This window comes from Comamonas brasiliensis (assembly GCF_018292285.1).
Classification (GTDB): Bacteria; Pseudomonadota; Gammaproteobacteria; order Burkholderiales; family Burkholderiaceae_C; genus Comamonas; species Comamonas brasiliensis.
In genome coordinates this window covers 121306-137960 of the sequence record NZ_JAANES010000008.1, presented here as the reverse complement: position 1 = coordinate 137960, position 16655 = coordinate 121306, and the positions used below count along the sequence as shown (strand labels likewise).

The window sequence follows — 16655 nt, the reverse complement described above, 5'->3', positions numbered from 1 at the left end:
TCCCTCTGGCTAACCCGTTTAGTCTCAGCCCCGCTGCATGGCTTGCGCCATGCCGGCCAGGCTTTGCTCCATGCTGGAGCTTTCAAACATGCTTTGCTGCAGAAACCCGGTCATGGCGGGCTGCAGCGCAATCGCCTCGTCCAACTGCGGATCGGAGCCTGGGACATAGGCGCCGACCTGCACCAGATCGCGCCCCTTCTGATAGCGCGAATAGACGGCGCGAAAGCGACGTGCCAGCTCGAAATGCTCGCGCGAGACCACGTTGTGCATGACGCGCGAAGCCGACTGTTCGATGTCGATGGCCGGGTAATGTCCGGTCTCGGCCAGCGCCCGCGAGAGCACGACGTGGCCATCGAGAATGGCGCGGGCCGCATCGGCAATCGGATCCTGCTGATCGTCACCTTCGGACAGCACGGTGTAGAAGGCCGTGATCGAGCCCACGCCGTGCAGGCCGTTGCCGCTGCGCTCCACTAGCGCAGGCAGCTTGGCAAAACAGGATGGCGGGTAGCCCTTGGTGGCCGGCGGCTCGCCGATAGCCAGGGCAATTTCGCGCTGGGCCATGGCATAGCGGGTCAGCGAATCCATGAGCAGCAGCACATGCTTGCCCTTGTCGCGGAAGTGCTCGGCAATCGCCGTGGCGTAGCTGGCGCCCTGCATGCGCAGCAGCGGCGGCGCATCGGCGGGGGCGGCCACGACCACGGCACGACTGCGGTCCTGGGCGCCCAGGATGTCTTCGACGAACTCCTTGACCTCGCGGCCACGCTCGCCGATCAGGCCCACCACGATCACATCGGCCTGGGTGTAGCGCGCCATCATGCCCAGCAGCACGGACTTGCCCACACCCGAGCCCGCAAACAGGCCCAGACGCTGGCCGCGCCCCACGGTCAGCAGCGAATTCAGCGCCTTGACACCGGTATCCAGCGACTCGCGTACGGGGTCCCGGTCCATGGCGTTGATGGGGTTTCGATCCAGCACCTCGGGCACCACGCTACCCAGCTCGCCCCCATGGTCCAGCGGAATGCCTTGCGAATCCACCACCCGCCCCAGCAAGCCATCCCCCATGGGCAGGCGCAGCACGCCCACGGTCTGGCTGACCTTCTCGGTCTCCACCACGCCCAGCTGGGGTACGGAAACAAAGGGAGCTGCCGGCGTCACCATGGCACCGCTGGACAGCCCCTGAATATCACCCGCAGGCATCAGAAAGGCGCGCTCGCCGGCAAAGCCGACCACCTCGGCCAGCACGGGCTCCTGCCCATGCTGATGAATATGGCACTGCGCCCCCACGGGCACGCGCAGGCCCGAGGCCTCCAGCACCATGCCGGTCAGGCGTGTGAGATGGCCCTGGCATTCCAGCGGCACCGGCTCGGCATAGCGTGCACGTGCCTGGCTCATGAACTGCTGCCAGGGGTTCATGCCTTGTCTCCGTCATACCAGGTGGAGACCAGGCCCAGAGCCGCCACGGCACGGCGCCAGCGCTTGTCCAGGCCGGCGTCGATCTCGGCACCGCCCGATTCCACCTTGACATCGCCCTGGGCAATCGAGGCATCGCCCAGCCACTGGATGCGGCTATGCGCACCATGCTCGGCACGCAGGGCTTCGTCGAGCAGCTCGAAATCGGCAGGGTTCAGACGCACGGTCACCGGGCGGCTCTCCTCGACCAGCATGTCCAGTGCTTCGCGAATCACGGGCAGCAAGGCCTGGGGCTGGCTGCGCAGCTCCTGGCGCACCACCTGACGTGCGATGTCGCAAGCCAGGTTCAGCAGCTCCTGGGCCATGCCCGACTGCAGCTGCTTGAAGCTGTCGTCCAGACCTTGCAACACGCCGTCGACACGTTGCACGCTCTCGCGGCCCGCTCCATTGATATGGTCGTCCAGGTGCTGCTGCCATTGCTGCTGGGTCTGGGTTCGGCCTTCGGCCAGGCCCTGTGCATGGCCCTCGGCGCGTGCCTGCTCCAGCATCTGCTGCAGCTGCTCCTCGTCGAAAGCCGGGGCGACTGGCTCCACCGGCTCCACAGCCTGCGCTTCTGGCTGTGGCTGCGGCTGATGAGAGATAGAAGGGGAAAAGCCGTTGAAGTGCTCTGTCCCCGCCGGGATGAAGGCCGCCGGCTGGGCGGGCGCAAAGACACCACCGCTTTGCGCGTCCACCGCACCGAAGCGCCATTGCACCACGGTGCTGTCGTCGATCTCTTCCTGCGGGATAAAGCGCGAGTGCGAGCGCGGAGGCTGGCCCTTAGACATAGCTGTCCTCCGGGCCGCTGCCGATGGTTACCTGGCCTTCCTCGACCAGACGACGCACGACCTTGAGGATTTCCTTCTGCTGTGCTTCCACTTCGGACAGACGCATGGGCCCGCGGCCTTCCAGGTCCTCGCGCAGCGATTCGGCCGCACGCATGGACATGTTGGCCAGAATCTTGTCGCGCACCTCCATGGAACCGCCCTTGAGCGCCACGATCAGCGTCTCGGATACCACCTCGCGCAGCACCAGCTGCACCGAGCGGTCGTCGAGCTTGACCAGGTCGTCGAAAACGAACATCTTGTCCATGATCTTCTGCGCCAGCTCGGGGTCGTAGTTGCGAATGGTATCGAGCACCGCCACATCGGCATTGCCGCCCATCTGATTGAGCATTTCGGCTGCGGTCTTGACGCCGCCCAGCGAGGTCTTGCGCACCTTGTCGCCACCCGCCAGCACCTTGAACAGCACTTCGTTCAAGTCCTTGAGTGCCGTGGGCTGAATGCCTTCCAGCGTGGCCACGCGCAGCATGACCTCGCTGCGTGCCCGGTCGGGGAACTGCATAAGCACGGCAGCAGCCTGCTCATACTCCAGGTGCACCAGAATCGCAGCCACGATCTGCGGATGCTCGCCGCGCAGCAGCTCGGCCACCGACAGCGGGTCCATCCACTTCAGGCTTTCAATGCCCGAAATATCGCCGCCCTGCATGATGCGGTCGATCAGCAGCGCCGCCTTGTCATCGCCCAGGGCACGCTTGAGCACCGAGCGCACATAGTCGCTGGCATCGTCCACCAGCAGACTCTGCGACGCAGCATCGCTGGTGAAGCGGTCGATCACGAAATCCACCTTTTCACGCGTCACGCCACGCATGCGGGCAATCGTCTCGCCCAGCTTCTGCACTTCCTTGGGCGTGAGGTGCTTGAACACCTCGGCCGCCTCTTCCTCACCGAGGGAGACCAGCAAGATGGCAGCGTCGTTCAGACCTCTATCGTCCATATTCAAACTCTCTACTAGTTATGCAACCACCCCGTGCCAGAGATGCCGAGCAAGGGCCGCCCCCGCAGCGAGGGCATCGTCCCCCTCCCGCGAAGCGAGAGAGGGGGAAGGCGCATCGCGCCTCAGGGGGAGCGCTTACGCGCTCTCTCCGTTAATCCATGTCTTCACGATGTTCGCCACCGCGATCGGGTTCTGCTTGGCCAGATGACGGGCCTGATCCAGTCGCTCCTGCTCCTTGGTCGGAGACAGCTCCTTCGCAGGGGCTGGCAGAGCGGGGCGATCCAGCGCCTCGGCTTCAATGGCATTGAGCTGGCCGCCGGGGCTGGTATTGCGTCCCTTGAGCAAGGGGCGCACCAGGCCCAGCAGCACCAGGGCACCAAACAGCGCCAGCGCAATCGGTACACCCAGGCTCTTGGCCATGGCCTGAATTTCGGGGTCCTTCCACATCGGCAGCTCGGCAGGTGCGGCACCGCTGTCCATGAAAGGCGCGCTGACCAGATTCACCGAGTCGCCGCGATCGGCGCTATAGCCCACGGTCTCACGCACCAGCGTGAGCAGTTGCTCCTGCTGCTGGGCCGTCAGGGGACGCAGGCCGGAGCTGACTGCAGCTGCCGTTGCCGCGGTCGCCGCATCGGTGCCAGCCGCAGCGGCCAGCGGTGCATTGACCACCACCGCAGCTGTCAGGCGCTTGACGGTGCCGGTGCTGCCACGTGTGACCTTGACGGTCTTGTCGACTTCGTAATTGGTGATGGACTCGCGCTTGTTGCCCTGGGCGTTGCCCTGGCCTGCACCAGCGGCCTGCGGCGCAGGATTGGCGCCGTTGATGGGCGCCGTAGAGTTCTGAGGTGGCTGGTTGCTGGTCGCGCCAGGCACGCCGGTAGGTGGAGTGGCCGTCTTCTCGCCATTGGTTTCCATCACCTGCTGGCTGCGCACAGCCCCGCCGTCGGAGGACTGATTGGGACGATGTTGCTCGGACGTCGATTCGGTCTGGCTGAAGTCCAGTTCGGCCGAAACCTGGGCCTTCACATTGTTCTTGCCGACCACGGGCTCCAGAATGTCCAGAATGCGGCGCACATATTGCTGCTCCACCTGCTGGGTGTAGAGAAACTGCTGCATGTCCACGCCGCCGGCATTGCCGTCAGGCGACTGCGACAGCAGCTTGCCGGTGTCGTCCACCACGCTCACGGCCGAAGGCTCCATCTCGGGCACGCTGGATGCGACCAGATGCACGATGCCCGCGATCTGCGCACGGTCCAGCATGCGGCCGGGGTGCAAGCTCAGCAGCACGGAAGCCGAAGGCTTCTGCTGCTCGCGAAAGAATCCGTTCTGATTGGGCAGGGCCAGGTGCACGCGGGCACTTTGCACGGCATTGAGCGCCAGGATGGAGCGGGTCAGCTCACCTTCCAGGCCACGCTGGAAGTTGAGGCGTTCCTGAAACTGGGTGATGCCGAACTTGCTGTTCTCCATCAGCTCGAAGCCCGTCACCGAGCCCTTGGGCAGACCTTGCGTGGCCAGCTTCAGGCGCACATCGTGCACACGGTCTGCGGGGATGAGGATGGCGCCGCCGCCCTCGCTGTACTTATAGGGCACGTTCATCTGCGTCAGCTGCGCCACGATGGCGCCGCCATCCTTGTCGCTGACGTTTGAGAACAGCATCTTGTAGTCGGGCTGGCGATAGAACACCGCCGCCGCCACCAGACCGACGGCGACCAGGGCCGCCAGCGCGCCCCAGCGAAGACGTTGGCCTCGGTCGAGCGCATTCCAGCGCTGCGCAAGCGCAGGGCGGGGCGCATACGTGGCACCGGGCGCGGCATTGGGGACAGGTACTTCAGCTACAGCAGACATCTTGATTCCATGGTGTCAGACCCCACACGAGGTCTAGCGTCCAGTGGATTATTCGGACTCGGGCCGGTGGCGTTCCTCCGATAAGCGAGCCGATTCACCCACTTATTGCCCGTCTGCGATCTAGCGAAAAACCTACGATCACCTCCAACTCACCAAGCCTGTTGGATAAAGATATGGACCTGAAGATCCCAGCAATCAATCCCGCCCAACTGGGCAACCAGCTCACCAAGGTCGGCAGCGCCGGCACCGCGCCCGTGGCCGGCGGCTTTGGCCAGGCTTTGCAAAATGCACTGCAATCGGTGAGCTCGGCTCAGAACCATTCCAGCCAGCTGCAGCGCGAAGTACAGCTGGAAAACCCCGCGGTCAGCCTGGAGCAGACCATGGTGGCCATGCAAAAGTCGCAGATCGGCTTTCAGGCCACGCTGCATGTGCGCAACCGCCTGGTGCAGGCCTACTCAGACGTGATGAATATGCAGGTGTGATCGGCGCAACGCCGCACATCGCTCAAAAGGCAGATTGCCCTCCAAGGCTTGCCCGCATGTTGTGATGACATGCGGGCTTTTTGCGCCCTACCCACCCTGCCCGCCTGGCAGCGCCCAATAAAAAAGCCCGATCCATTCAAAAGATCAGGCTTTTCGGGCTCAAGCGCTTATCTGCAAAGCGCAGGCAGCTATATATTTAAAAGCCAAGACTGGCCAGCAGGTCATCCACCTGGGACTGCGAGGTCACCACGTCTGCCGTCTTCTCCGGATCCACCACCGGGCCTGCCAGCTTGGGCTGCAAGGCTTCCACAGGCGCCAGGACCGGTGCCTGCGCAACATCCGGCGAGGTCTGGATCAGCAGCTCCAGCAGCTGCGATTCCAGATCGGCCGCCAGTGCCACCACGCGCGCGATCACCTGGCCGGTGAGGTCATGAAAGTCCTGCGCCATCATGATCTCGGTCAGATGGCTATTGGTCTGCTCCGTCCCCTCTTCCACCTCCTGCAGGTAATTCATCACGCGACCCTTGGCCACTGCGGCCACGGGATCCTTGATGAGTTCTGCACGCATGGCGCGGGTGCGCTCGGCCAGCGCATCCTGACGGTTCTGCGTCACCTCGACCTGGCCCAGCACCTTGTTGGCAGCTTCGCCCGTCAGGCGGGCGATATAGGACAGACGGCTTTGCGCATCGGGCAGCTCCCCTGCACTGCCGCGCAAACGATCCGCATAGCCCAACTCGTTGAGCGAGTTATGCAACTGGCGCGTGAGCACGCCAATCTTGTAGTGGACGTTGGCGGAAGCCTGGTCGCTACTCATGGCTCAGAGGTCGAGTTTCTTGATGATGAGATTGACCTTCTCTTCCAGCGTGGCCTTGGTGAAGGGCTTGACGATATAGCCGGCCGCGCCACCCTGGGCGGCGGCCACGATATCTTCCTTGCGGGCTTCGGCGGTCACCATCAGCACCGGCAAATGCTTGAGCTTTTCATCCTGCTTGATTTCGGTCAGCAGCTGAAAGCCGTTCATGTTCGGCATATTGATGTCGGTCACCACAAAGTCGAACTTGCTAGCACGCAGCTTGGTAATGGCCACCACACCATCTTCGGCCTCATCGGCATCGGCAAAGCCACTCTCCTTGAGCAGATTGCGCACGATGCGGCGCATGGTGGAGAAGTCGTCAACAATCAAAAATCGCAGGGCATTAGCCACGAGAGGCCCTTTCGGTCGGAATAGGTGCGTGGGAACAAGTTTTCACGCCGTGATGGTAACAATTTGTCAACCTCATGGCGCTGGACGTGCATTGTCAGGCTTTTCGACAGCCTCGGTAGCAACTTCAGGGTTTGTTACAACAAACTCTTCCTTGGCATCCAGAGACTGCCTGTCGACAGCGCTGGGGGCTGCGCGACGGGCCTTGGGTTGGTTGATCGTGCTGGCAGCCTCTTCGGCACTGGCCACGCGCTCCATGCTGCGCTCCTTGTCGTTGCCCAGCACGCGGCGTTCGGCTTCCTTGGTCAGCACGGTAATCGTAATGCGGCGGTTCTGTGCGGCACGCGGCTCCTCGGGCAGCAGCAGGTCACTGCTGGACATGCCCACCACGCGCGCCAGCTTGTCCAGCGGCATGCCGGCCGTCACCAGTTCCCGGCGCGATGCGTTGGCGCGATCGGCCGACAGCTCCCAGTTGCTGTAGCCGCGATCGGCATTGCCGTAGGGTGCGGCATCAGTGTGACCCGAGAGACTGATGCGATTTTCGGCATTGCCCATGGCCGCACCGATCTCGCGCAGGATATCGCGCATATAGGGCTTGACCACGGCACTGCCGCTGTCGAACATGGGGCGATTCTGGTCATCGACGATCTGGATCATCAGGCCGTCATGCGTGATCTCCGTGCGAATCTGCGAGCGAAATTCGTTCAGGCGCGCATTGTTGGCAATCATGGTGTCCACCTTGGCCTTGAGCGCATGCAGACGCTGGGCGTCGCGCGCAGACTCATCGGCCCGCCCCATGGTCTGGCTGGAGCGGCGGTTGGCATTGTCCTCAGACTCGGAACGACGCACCTGGCCGTGCACCTTCGAGAGGTCGTTGCCGCCGCCCGGCACGATGCTGGAGCTGTTGCCCGCACCGCTGCCGCCCGACATCGCCACCTTCAGCGGCGAATTGAAATACGCGGCAATCCCCTGCAGCTCGCCCTGAGCGGTCGAGCCCAGCAGCCACATCAGCAAGAAGAAGGCCATCATCGCCGTCACGAAGTCGGCATAGGCGATCTTCCAGGCACCACCATGGTGGGCATGGGCGGTCTTCTTGACGCGCTTGATGATGATGGGCTGCAGCTTCTTGTCAGCCATAACAACGCTCCATCACAACATCCTGACGAGAGGGCGCACTCATCACTTCTTGCCCTTGACGTGCGACTCCAGCTCCAGAAAGCCTGGGCGCTCGGTGGAGAACAGCACCTTGCGGCCGAACTCGATGGCCGTGCCCGGGTTGTAGCCCTGCATGCTGGCCAGCAGCGTCGCCTTGATGCACTCGAACTCCTTGGCCGCATCCTGCGCACGCTGCTCGAGCAGCGCAGCCATGGGCTCCACCAGCGCATAGGCCAGCAAGATCCCGAGGAAGGTACCCACCAGCGCCGAGGCAATCATGCCGCCCAGCACCGCCGGGGGCTGCCCCACGAAAGCCATGGTGTTCACCACACCCAGCACGGCAGCAATAATGCCGAAGGCCGGCAACGCGCCCGCCAGACGATTCAGTGCCATCACCGGCGCATGGGCCTCGGCATGATGGGCTTCGATTTCGCTGTCCATCAGCGCCTCGATCTCATGCGAGTTGAGATTGCCCGACACCATCATGCGCAGATAGTCGGTCAGAAACTCGACGACATGGTGGTCGGCCATCAGCTGTGGATAGTTCTGAAACACCGTCGAGGACTGCGGATCTTCCACATCGGACTCGATCGACATCAGGCCTTCCTTGCGCGCCTTCTGAAGCAGCTCATACAGAAGCGCCATCACTTCCATATAGCGCGCCTTGTTATAGCGCGAGGGCTTGAGCGCCGAAGGGATCGCCTTGGCCGTGGCCTTGAGCACCTTGGGCTGGTTGCTGACAATAAAAGCGCCCAGGGCGCCACCGCCAATGGTCACCATCTCGAACGGCAGCGCCTTGACAAGAACGCCCACGCTGCCGCCGTGCAGCACATACATGCCGAAGATGCAGCCGAAGGCGACGATATAACCGATGAGAACAAGCATGGGAAGTGATTGTGAGGGGGCGGGCCGTGATTGTTAACGGAAAAAGCCGGGTGATTGCTCTCTAGATCGGCAGCTTCAGGCTCTTTTGTAGGGCGGCAGCCGAATTGAAAGGTAAAGACGTACCTGTTCATGGGCTGCCATTGGGGGTCTTAACTCGCCGATGACCAAGAGTGCGACAGGTATATTGAGGTGGCACCATATCGGGCTCTCTACGCACAGCATGCCAGTGCACTTTTTGCATTTCTCTGAGTACCAATGTCTTCCCCCTCCACCACCGCGAACTCAATACCGCAGCAAGCCACGCCATCGGAGCTTGAAGAGATCCATCAGCTGATCAAGACCAATCAGTTTGTGCCTGCGCTCACCGCCTTGATGCAGCAGGTGGCGCAGGACGTTCGCAATCCGAAACTGTGGCTGCTGATCGGCCTGGCCTATACGCGCATGTCGGACTGGAAGCCTGCAATCGAGGCGCTGCAGACGGTGCTGGAGCTTGATCCCAGGGAAGTCCAGGCCGAGCATCTGATGGCCATGGCCCTGTTCAGCACGGGGCGCAAACAGGAAGCCTGTGACCTGATAGACAAGGTTGTCAAGAAAGGCAATCTTGGCCCGCAATGGATGATGCGCGCTTACATCCACGCACACACCAGTCGCGATCCCATGCTGGCACTGCAAGCGGCACGCGACTGGGGCAGGCGCTTTGCCGATCCGCTGACGCGCAAGGCCAAACCCTTGAAGGTGGCAGACCGCAGCCCGCGCAGGAAGCTCAGGGTGGGTTACGTGACGGCGGACTTCCGCCAGCACTCGGTGGCCTTTTTCATGCAGCCCGTGCTGGCCCACCACAATTCGGACAACGTCGAGGTGCATGTCTACTCCAATGGCCCCAGCGACAGCACCACTGAACACATGCGCTCCCTGGTGCCGCATTGGCTGGATGTGATGGAGATGGACGATGAAGCGCTGTGCGAAAGAATCCGTCAGGACGAAATTGACGTGCTGGTGGACTTGTCCGGATTTACACAGGGCCACCGCCTGGGCGTTTTCGCGCGCCGTGCCGCCCCTGTGCAGGTGACCTGGCTGGGCTATATGCAGACGCTGGGCATGAAAGCTATGGACTACCGCTTGGGAGGTCCTGCAAGTGTTGAGAAAAATTATTTCGAGACATTGTTTCGTCTAGATTTCCCATTTTGCTATACGCCACCATTTTATGCACCGTTATGTGAAGAGCCCCCCATGCTTCGAAACGGGTACCCTACCTTAATATCGCTGAATAACTCCTCAAAGATAACCGATGAGATGCTTCGCCTGTGGGCACGCATTCTGCATAAAAGAGCAGATATTCGCCTGATCATCATGGTAAAAGAGGAAAATCCAGAGGCCGCACAAGCACATATGCAGCCCAGAGTAGAAGCCGCGAATTTACCGCTGGATCGCGTCTCGGTGCTGCACCAGCAACCGTTGGACAGGTTCATGGAGCTTGGTCACATCGCGGATATAGCACTGGATACCTCGCCTGTTTCCGGGGGCACGACCACCCTGCACGCTTTATGGATGGGGCTACTAATTGTTGCCTTGGATGTAAAAGAGGATATTGGCGCAACGACCAGTCGCGCCTTGCGCAGCTTGAAGCTTGGCGGTGAAATTGCAGAGAATGAGGACGACTACATAGATTGCGTCTTGAAAATAATAGATGATCCTTCGAGAATGCAGCGGCAGCGTCATGAAGCGAGGGAGTTATTAAGGAATAGTTTCTTAATGAATTTCCCTAGAATGGTTAAAGGGTTGGAGAAAGCATATCGTCTAATGTGGATCAACTTCATTAATGATAAAAAAGAATTTCTTCATGTGAATGAAAAAATAGAGAATTTTATCTAATTGGAGAGCACAATGGACGATAAAAAAAAGATAGACGTACTGCCTTTGTTGGTTCCAGATATTCCTGAGCCTCAAGAAATACTGCCATTCTGGGAGCGTATACATGCATCCAGAAGTTACACGAATTTTGGCCCCTTGGTAAAGGAACTAGAAACCAGATTCTCTGAAAAATTTGACCTGAGTAATGAATTCATCACGACAGTCGCAAATGCAACTCTGGGTCTGGAGCTGGTGCTTCAAGCCTTGAATTTACCCAAGGATGCACGTATTCTGGTGCCGGCCTTTACTTTTGTTGCCACAGCTACAGCGGTATTGCGAGCAGGGTATCAGGCGGTGCTGGCTGACGTGGATGCAGATACATGGATGCTGACCCCGGAAATAGCTCGGACAGCCTGCGCCCAGACGCGGATCGATGCCGTGATGCCTGTTGCAACATTCGGCATGCCGCATGACATGGGGGCGTGGGAGCTGTTTGAGAAAGAGACCGGAATCCCTGTTGTCATCGATGCCGCTGCTGCGTATGGTAGTCAATGGTTGCAAGGCAAGAAGGGGACTTTGGTATTCAGTCTGCATGCAACCAAAAGCCTGCCTGCCGTTGAAGGTGGGGTGGTCGTTTCTACACGGCCAGGTCTGGCTGAGCATGTGCGGCAACTTTCAAATTTTGGAATCAATCTGAATCCGGCTGCTGGTTTACCTATAGGCGCACTCAGTCAATGCGGCACCAATGCCAAAATGAGCGAGTATCATGCGGCCATTTGCCTGGTGTCTTTACAAAAATGGGAGCAGCGAGCAAGGCAACGCCGGGATTTGCAGGCTGAGATGATCCAGGAATTGGATAAAGCAAGCGCCTACCATTTAACATGGCAAAAAAGTGGTACTGGCGGCTCCTTGATGGCACCCACGTTGTTGTGTGCCCGTCTTCCTGATCAGGGAATGCGTAATCAGTTAGAAAAAAACTGCAAGTCAGCGAATATTATGACGAGGCGTTGGTATCAGCCATTGCTATCGAATATGCCTGCATTGCATCCACCCCGTACTCTATGCCTGGATGCTCCTCACGCGCAGTTGCTGGACAAAACTCTGCTGGGACTGCCATTTTTTCTGGAAATGAACTCGTCGCAGAAGAATAGAGTCATCAAGATATTCGAGGATTTGTTCCAGAACTGAAATTTTCTAGCTTTCAATCTTATGCTGCTTGAGCAACTCCACAATTTTCTGTGGAGGACACCACATAAGAACATCAAGCATGGAAAGATTTCTTTCAAAAATAAATCTTGAATTACCTTGCATGTAATCCTGAGCTTCATTCTTCACAAATCCAATATCTATATTATTTTTGGCGAAACTTTCTTTTTTGTATAAATCTCTGCCTCCCGCAGCATTGTGATAGCTGCTACATTTCTTCAATTTGCAGATCTCGATAATTCTATCTTCTCCGCTGCAGGAGTCAGAAATATTCAGATCGGATGAAAAGGAGAATGAGCGCGGGATCTTCAAATATTCAAAAACATATATCAGTGTTTTTGAATTTATCTCTGCAACGTTAAATTCCTCCGACTGAAGAATTTTCTCTAGCATACTCATCACTGGCGTAAAGAATGGGGCATCCCTATAAGCCAAAGTGAGATGATTCTTGAATTTCCTGAAATCATCAATATAAAAGTGTTCGTTTATCTTCTTAAACTGACTGATACCATGAATAGGTAGAGTGAACCTAAAACGCTCTTTATTCAAGAGAATTTCGTTCCTGTTAATATAACCCTTCTTTATGAAGTTGACATCATCAAAGAAAATAAACTCATCCACTGAATAGGCCAGCTGATAATATCCAATGTATGGAAAAAAATACGGCTGCATTATGCTTATTTTCATTTTAATGATGCTTCATTAAAGATGCATTGATTGCACACATGAAACAGGTGCAATCAATGCATTTCGTCATTACTTCTTGAAATTCCAGTAATAAAAATCACCAAGCTTCATTTCCTGGTGGAAATCGGGAGGGATTCCATCATTCCATTCCAGGAATTCTTCGTATGTTATTCCTTTTGTTTCCTCCATACCTTTTGGAATATATTCCCTACCCCTAGGAGTTACGATTATCAGATTCTCGCCTAGTTTTTTGGCTTCATTGAATGCGATATCTTGAAAAGGGGCCAGATACTGGAAAACGCGCAAGGCCACAATCGCTTTGTATTTCTTCTCAGGAGGCCATGGCGTTTTTCTGGCATCGTGTAGATACGTTGGATTTTTCCCTTCATAGTTCCAATAACCCTCGATATCCATGGTTTCGCTGCCCGGTAGCAGCTGCATGCCCACTGTACCAATTTCCAGCACTTCATCGGGATTGCTGATCTGCAGTGATTTCAGTATCTGAATCGATTTTTCATGGTACTCCCACCGGTTCTCCAACGGCTGAGTCTTCCAATGCTTGCTGTTATTAAGCTCAGCGGTACGAATAAAATCTTCTTTAGTTATGAAGTCAACTGAGCATGTATGCTCATCGATAAAATTCCGGGCTTTCTCTATATTTTCCATATTGTCCTCTTCAAAATTGATGCACATTACTGCAGCACCCATCGATTTAACCAAATTGTAAATCTCTTCACTCTCATTCACAGAAATTTCTATCATCTTCTGGATTGATGTTGAGTTTTTTTGTGTATACCCATACCAATCATTAGAAGCACCGGGGGTTTTCTGATGACGCTCCTTCAGGTTATCCAATATCTTTTCTGGAGATGCCTTGAAGTAAATAATTTTCCTGTTAAGAAGAAGTTTCTGAACTTCGTTATATTTCTCTTTTGATGCGCTTAATATTTCTTTTGCAAAATTGTGAAATATGCCATCATCATTTATTAGTTTCAAGTTCTTTGAGCTTGAAACATGCTGATCCAATGTGATGATTTCTTCAAAATAGTCACCAATGAACTTTTTCTGAAACTCCGATCGATTGAGTTTCTCTACATTCTCTCTTTTACGAGAAATTATCGTTCTGACAATGTCATCAGGCTCACTGATATTTTGAGTCTTTGCGATTTCTCTGACATCATCCATGCCCAACCAAGCAGGGTCAACTACACCTTTTAAATGATTGAAGAATGTGGTTTTGCCAATCCCGCTGGGCCCAATAAACTCAATTACGTTAAATTTCATTTCTAGCTATCTATTTTTCTTCTGATTCAAGATATTCTTTTTCTAGTCTTAGTGCATCCTGCTTTCTTGATCTTATTATTTTCGCAGGATTGCCGAAATAGATAGTCCATTCTTTTGTGGACTTTGTAACCATTGAGTTGGCCCCCACAGATGTTCCTTCTGCCAGAATGACACCGGGGAAAATAATGGAGTTGGTTCCAACAATCGAATGCTTCTTGATCAGGATTGGTTTTTTAGTTTCTTTTCTGTAGCGCTCAGGAACTGTTGGGTTGGTCAAGGCATCGCCTGCATAACTATCGCTTTGCGTGAAAACATGACATCCGAAAGCAAGGCCAGAAAAATCTTCCAGTGTGATTCCAGGTTCCCCGCCAACCACATTGCAGAAAGTCGCAATGTGTACATTGCGCCCAATTATCAAGGTCCCGGAAATGATGCAAAAATCATCAATACGGGAGTTGTCTCCAATCTGAATCCTATCAGGGTTGTAAATAGAGGCTTTCTCGCTTATTTTTACATTTTTCCCTACATATTTAAAGCCGATATCATTTATCTGGTCTTGCGTGAGGAATGCCATGATTTTCTTTCATCAACTAAGCTGGTCGTGTCCCAGGAGTTCCAAATCTTGAGTTCCCACCAAGTATTTTCAATACCTCATTGGAAATGAGTTCAACATCTTCTGGATTTAGTTGATGATTGCATGGCAGAAGAACTATCTTGCTCACCAACAAAGTCAATGCCCCGACTTCCTTAAGCTGATTGGAAACAGCCTCACACAAAATTCCGTGATGATGCAATGCCGTTATGAAGAAAGGTGCAGGAATGTGATCTGGCAATACAAATGGAAAGAAATTGGGGGCAAAATTTATATTCTTATTTTTTTTGAGGAATGAATAATTTCCCAACTTTTCATTCAAGAAGTTGAAATTGCGTTGCGTTCGAGAAATAACAGATGGAGCAGAAATTCTTTTGAGCATGGCCATGCTCAAGGAGCTCATGGCACCCACTGGCATGGGATTTTTTATAGTAATAGCCTGACCGAGGACTTCTGAATAATCCTGAGAATTGCAATCTAATTGCTGCACCAGCAATTTCTGGCGTTGCTCAATCCATGAATTTTCATCGGTGATTGCTTCAGGAGCAATTTCCTGCAAACTGGATAAGCCATCTCCAACTAATATGCACCCATCTGGAACGCCCAGCACTTGGGCCGGCGTGTAGATGGTGACATCCGCTTCATTACTATGAGATGGAGTGCTTGTTTGCGAGCGATCCTCGATCCAGTAAATATTCTTACGCGTTGCAATGGCGTTATTTATATTCGCCGGGAATGGTTGACCCAGCCAGGACTGAATCAGAATCGCGTCGCCAGATTTTGCCTGCTCTATGAAATCTATATTTGGAGAAAAATCACCGTTAACACAATATATGTAATAGGGTATTTTCAATGTATCCAATTGCTCTATCAATGTAGAAGCAATAGTGCTTGGCAGCCATAAGGTTTTTATTCTCTGATTGTATGCCCAACTTATCAAAGCCGAATTGAATGACGAAAATGTCGAGAACTCTTTATCCTTTGTCCAGCTTTGCCAAATGCTGTCTTCGACCTCGGAAATAATTTCCACATCCAGCTTCTTCATACCGCCAACTTTTTTATTTTTTGGCTGAGAGCTCTTTATTGTCTGCCATGGAGGGGCGTAATTTTTATTGTCTGGAAAGGCCAGTTCCATGGCATGGAATATTGGAGCATTCTCCTTAAAGAATTTGCTGCACCATTCTTCATACTTTTCCAGTATTCTTTGAGCTGCAGGAAGGTTCCCCGTCTCAAGATGATTGCTCACCATATTGCGTATGGAAAGCAAAATCCTCTCTCGGATCTGATAATGAAATCTACCTGCAAAAAATCTATCCATCTCCTGATAAATATTTATCCAGCCATGGCCCTCCTTTTGGAAGAAGGTGCCTTTGTCTACATTTTGCAGCCATGAGAACCCGGTTTCATTTCTTCGCCAGACACTCATCACCTCATCAAAGTATTTTGTTTTTCCTTCGACCGCGTGCAGCATCAGTATGGCATGATCAAACGTCATCCACTTTCTAAACCACTTTGGGAGGCCTTCACTGAATCTATATCGGAAAACAAATGAACTTGTATGCAGGAAGTAGTTGGAAATCAGTTCGTCGGCGTAGAAAACCCCTTCTCGAATTCTTTCGTCGCTGGAGGTTAAATCTTTGTAAACGTATTGCTTTTGGTTAGATGTGGCTTTCTCGAACTGCATTTCCACTTTGTGGACACACACAGAGAAATCAGGATTTTCTTCTAGAAAATTTATTTGCTTTTCCAGTTTTGTATCCGAAACCCAGTAATCATCTCCTTCACAGAAGGCAATATATTTACTGCTGATATATTGATAGCCGTCAAAATGATTGTTGATACCGCGACTATTGCTCGGCTGCTCCAGCAATGTAAGATTCTTATATTTCTTCTGAAATTCTTTTACGATGTCCGCTGTTTTATCGGTTGAGGCATCGTCGCAAACAACCAGCTCAAAATCAAAACTTGTTTTTTGCTCAAGAATACTTTTTAGTGCTTGCTCTATATATGGCGCATGATTATATGTTGCCATCAATATGGAAACCAGCGGGGGAGGATTATCATTATTTTTAATGATAGTCAGATTTTTCATTTTTAATGCAGATAGATGATGAAATACCAGACTCCCCCTTCGACAAGGGGCGATGGCCATGCGCTTGCCACCGCTGGATTTCCGTCTTTGAGCCTGTGTGGCGGATAGCTGATGTTATCAGCGGTGGTGCAAGTACCGAACAGCAAGAAA

At 54.4% G+C, this 16655-nt stretch carries 15 protein-coding genes; 3 read left to right on the top strand and 12 right to left on the bottom strand.

Annotated elements, in window-relative coordinates:
- Positions 1 to 24: 24 nt before the first annotated feature.
- From fliI to fliF, 4 genes are all read right to left on the bottom strand, one after another.
- A complete protein-coding gene (gene fliI, locus DJFAAGMI_RS24585; RefSeq protein ID WP_211459906.1) occupies positions 25 to 1413 on the bottom strand; it encodes a flagellar protein export ATPase FliI in 1389 nt (462 codons plus the stop codon).
- Entirely contained in the window at positions 1410 to 2237 is an 828-nt protein-coding gene (locus DJFAAGMI_RS24580; RefSeq protein WP_211459905.1) for a FliH/SctL family protein, read from the bottom strand. The genes fliI and DJFAAGMI_RS24580 overlap by 4 nt, the downstream gene beginning before the upstream one ends.
- A complete protein-coding gene (gene fliG / locus DJFAAGMI_RS24575) occupies positions 2230 to 3225 on the bottom strand; it encodes a flagellar motor switch protein FliG (protein WP_003059149.1) in 996 nt (331 codons plus the stop codon). Before fliG ends, DJFAAGMI_RS24580 begins: the two co-directional genes overlap by 8 nt.
- 135 nt (positions 3226 to 3360) lie before the next feature.
- Complete coding sequence (gene fliF / locus DJFAAGMI_RS24570) at positions 3361 to 5070, bottom strand: flagellar basal-body MS-ring/collar protein FliF (protein ID WP_211459904.1); 1710 nt, start codon at positions 5068 to 5070, stop codon at positions 3361 to 3363.
- Positions 5071 to 5243: 173 nt separating this feature from the next.
- Between fliF and fliE the strand changes: the two genes are divergently transcribed.
- Positions 5244 to 5552 (top strand): flagellar hook-basal body complex protein FliE, encoded by a 309-nt coding sequence (gene fliE / locus DJFAAGMI_RS24565; RefSeq protein ID WP_003059156.1) that lies wholly within the window; start codon positions 5244 to 5246, stop codon positions 5550 to 5552.
- Positions 5553 to 5748: 196 nt separating this feature from the next.
- Here fliE and DJFAAGMI_RS24560 read toward each other — a convergent pair whose 3' ends face one another.
- The 4 genes from DJFAAGMI_RS24560 to motA form a co-directional block, all read right to left on the bottom strand.
- Positions 5749 to 6366, bottom strand: coding sequence for a protein phosphatase CheZ (locus tag DJFAAGMI_RS24560; RefSeq protein ID WP_003059158.1), 618 nt, complete (start codon positions 6364 to 6366; stop codon positions 5749 to 5751).
- A 3-nt stretch (positions 6367 to 6369) separates the two neighbouring features.
- Complete coding sequence (cheY, locus tag DJFAAGMI_RS24555; protein WP_003059161.1) at positions 6370 to 6756, bottom strand: chemotaxis response regulator CheY; 387 nt, start codon at positions 6754 to 6756, stop codon at positions 6370 to 6372.
- 72 nt (positions 6757 to 6828) lie between these two features.
- Entirely contained in the window at positions 6829 to 7890 is a 1062-nt protein-coding gene (gene motB / locus DJFAAGMI_RS24550; protein ID WP_211459903.1) for a flagellar motor protein MotB, read from the bottom strand.
- A gap of 42 nt (positions 7891 to 7932) precedes the next feature.
- The gene (gene motA, locus DJFAAGMI_RS24545) at positions 7933 to 8793 is read right to left on the bottom strand and encodes a flagellar motor stator protein MotA (protein ID WP_003059167.1); all 861 of its coding nucleotides are present in this window, start codon (positions 8791 to 8793) and stop codon (positions 7933 to 7935) included.
- A gap of 255 nt (positions 8794 to 9048) precedes the next feature.
- On the opposite strand from motA, the gene DJFAAGMI_RS24540 reads away from it, so the two are divergent.
- The gene (locus DJFAAGMI_RS24540; RefSeq protein ID WP_211459902.1) at positions 9049 to 10665 is read left to right on the top strand and encodes an O-linked N-acetylglucosamine transferase, SPINDLY family protein; all 1617 of its coding nucleotides are present in this window, start codon (positions 9049 to 9051) and stop codon (positions 10663 to 10665) included.
- Positions 10666 to 10677: 12 nt separating this feature from the next.
- Entirely contained in the window at positions 10678 to 11832 is a 1155-nt protein-coding gene (locus DJFAAGMI_RS24535; RefSeq protein WP_211459901.1) for a DegT/DnrJ/EryC1/StrS family aminotransferase, read from the top strand.
- Between the two features lie 6 nt (positions 11833 to 11838).
- On the opposite strand, the gene DJFAAGMI_RS24530 is transcribed toward DJFAAGMI_RS24535, so the two are convergent.
- The 4 genes from DJFAAGMI_RS24530 to DJFAAGMI_RS24515 form a co-directional block, all read right to left on the bottom strand.
- Entirely contained in the window at positions 11839 to 12537 is a 699-nt protein-coding gene (locus DJFAAGMI_RS24530; RefSeq protein WP_211459900.1) for a WbqC family protein, read from the bottom strand.
- Positions 12538 to 12606: 69 nt separating this feature from the next.
- Positions 12607 to 13821 (bottom strand): deoxynucleoside kinase, encoded by a 1215-nt coding sequence (locus DJFAAGMI_RS24525; protein WP_211459899.1) that lies wholly within the window; start codon positions 13819 to 13821, stop codon positions 12607 to 12609.
- A gap of 10 nt (positions 13822 to 13831) precedes the next feature.
- Positions 13832 to 14395: an acyltransferase gene (locus DJFAAGMI_RS24520; protein WP_211459895.1), complete on the bottom strand. Its 564-nt coding sequence runs from the start codon at positions 14393 to 14395 to the stop codon at positions 13832 to 13834.
- 16 nt (positions 14396 to 14411) lie between these two features.
- Positions 14412 to 16565, bottom strand: coding sequence for a glycosyltransferase (locus DJFAAGMI_RS24515; protein ID WP_211459893.1), 2154 nt, complete (start codon positions 16563 to 16565; stop codon positions 14412 to 14414).
- Between the last annotated feature and the right edge of the window lie 90 nt (positions 16566 to 16655).

What these genes read in the sequence shown, in the direction of transcription:
- fliI (WP_211459906.1), bottom strand. Translation starts at nt 1,413, where the DNA reads ATGAACCCCTGGCAGCAGTTCATGAGCCAGGCACGTGCACGCTATGCC.
- DJFAAGMI_RS24580 (WP_211459905.1), bottom strand. Translation starts at nt 2,237, where the DNA reads ATGTCTAAGGGCCAGCCTCCGCGCTCGCACTCGCGCTTTATCCCGCAG.
- fliG (WP_003059149.1), bottom strand. Translation starts at nt 3,225, where the DNA reads ATGGACGATAGAGGTCTGAACGACGCTGCCATCTTGCTGGTCTCCCTC.
- fliF (WP_211459904.1), bottom strand. Translation starts at nt 5,070, where the DNA reads ATGTCTGCTGTAGCTGAAGTACCTGTCCCCAATGCCGCGCCCGGTGCC.
- fliE (WP_003059156.1), top strand. Translation starts at nt 5,244, where the DNA reads ATGGACCTGAAGATCCCAGCAATCAATCCCGCCCAACTGGGCAACCAG.
- DJFAAGMI_RS24560 (WP_003059158.1), bottom strand. Translation starts at nt 6,366, where the DNA reads ATGAGTAGCGACCAGGCTTCCGCCAACGTCCACTACAAGATTGGCGTG.
- motB (WP_211459903.1), bottom strand. Translation starts at nt 7,890, where the DNA reads ATGGCTGACAAGAAGCTGCAGCCCATCATCATCAAGCGCGTCAAGAAG.
- motA (WP_003059167.1), bottom strand. Translation starts at nt 8,793, where the DNA reads ATGCTTGTTCTCATCGGTTATATCGTCGCCTTCGGCTGCATCTTCGGC.
- DJFAAGMI_RS24540 (WP_211459902.1), top strand. Translation starts at nt 9,049, where the DNA reads ATGTCTTCCCCCTCCACCACCGCGAACTCAATACCGCAGCAAGCCACG.
- DJFAAGMI_RS24535 (WP_211459901.1), top strand. Translation starts at nt 10,678, where the DNA reads ATGGACGATAAAAAAAAGATAGACGTACTGCCTTTGTTGGTTCCAGAT.
- DJFAAGMI_RS24530 (WP_211459900.1), bottom strand. Translation starts at nt 12,537, where the DNA reads ATGAAAATAAGCATAATGCAGCCGTATTTTTTTCCATACATTGGATAT.
- DJFAAGMI_RS24525 (WP_211459899.1), bottom strand. Translation starts at nt 13,821, where the DNA reads ATGAAATTTAACGTAATTGAGTTTATTGGGCCCAGCGGGATTGGCAAA.
- DJFAAGMI_RS24520 (WP_211459895.1), bottom strand. Translation starts at nt 14,395, where the DNA reads ATGGCATTCCTCACGCAAGACCAGATAAATGATATCGGCTTTAAATAT.
- DJFAAGMI_RS24515 (WP_211459893.1), bottom strand. Translation starts at nt 16,565, where the DNA reads ATGGCCATCGCCCCTTGTCGAAGGGGGAGTCTGGTATTTCATCATCTA.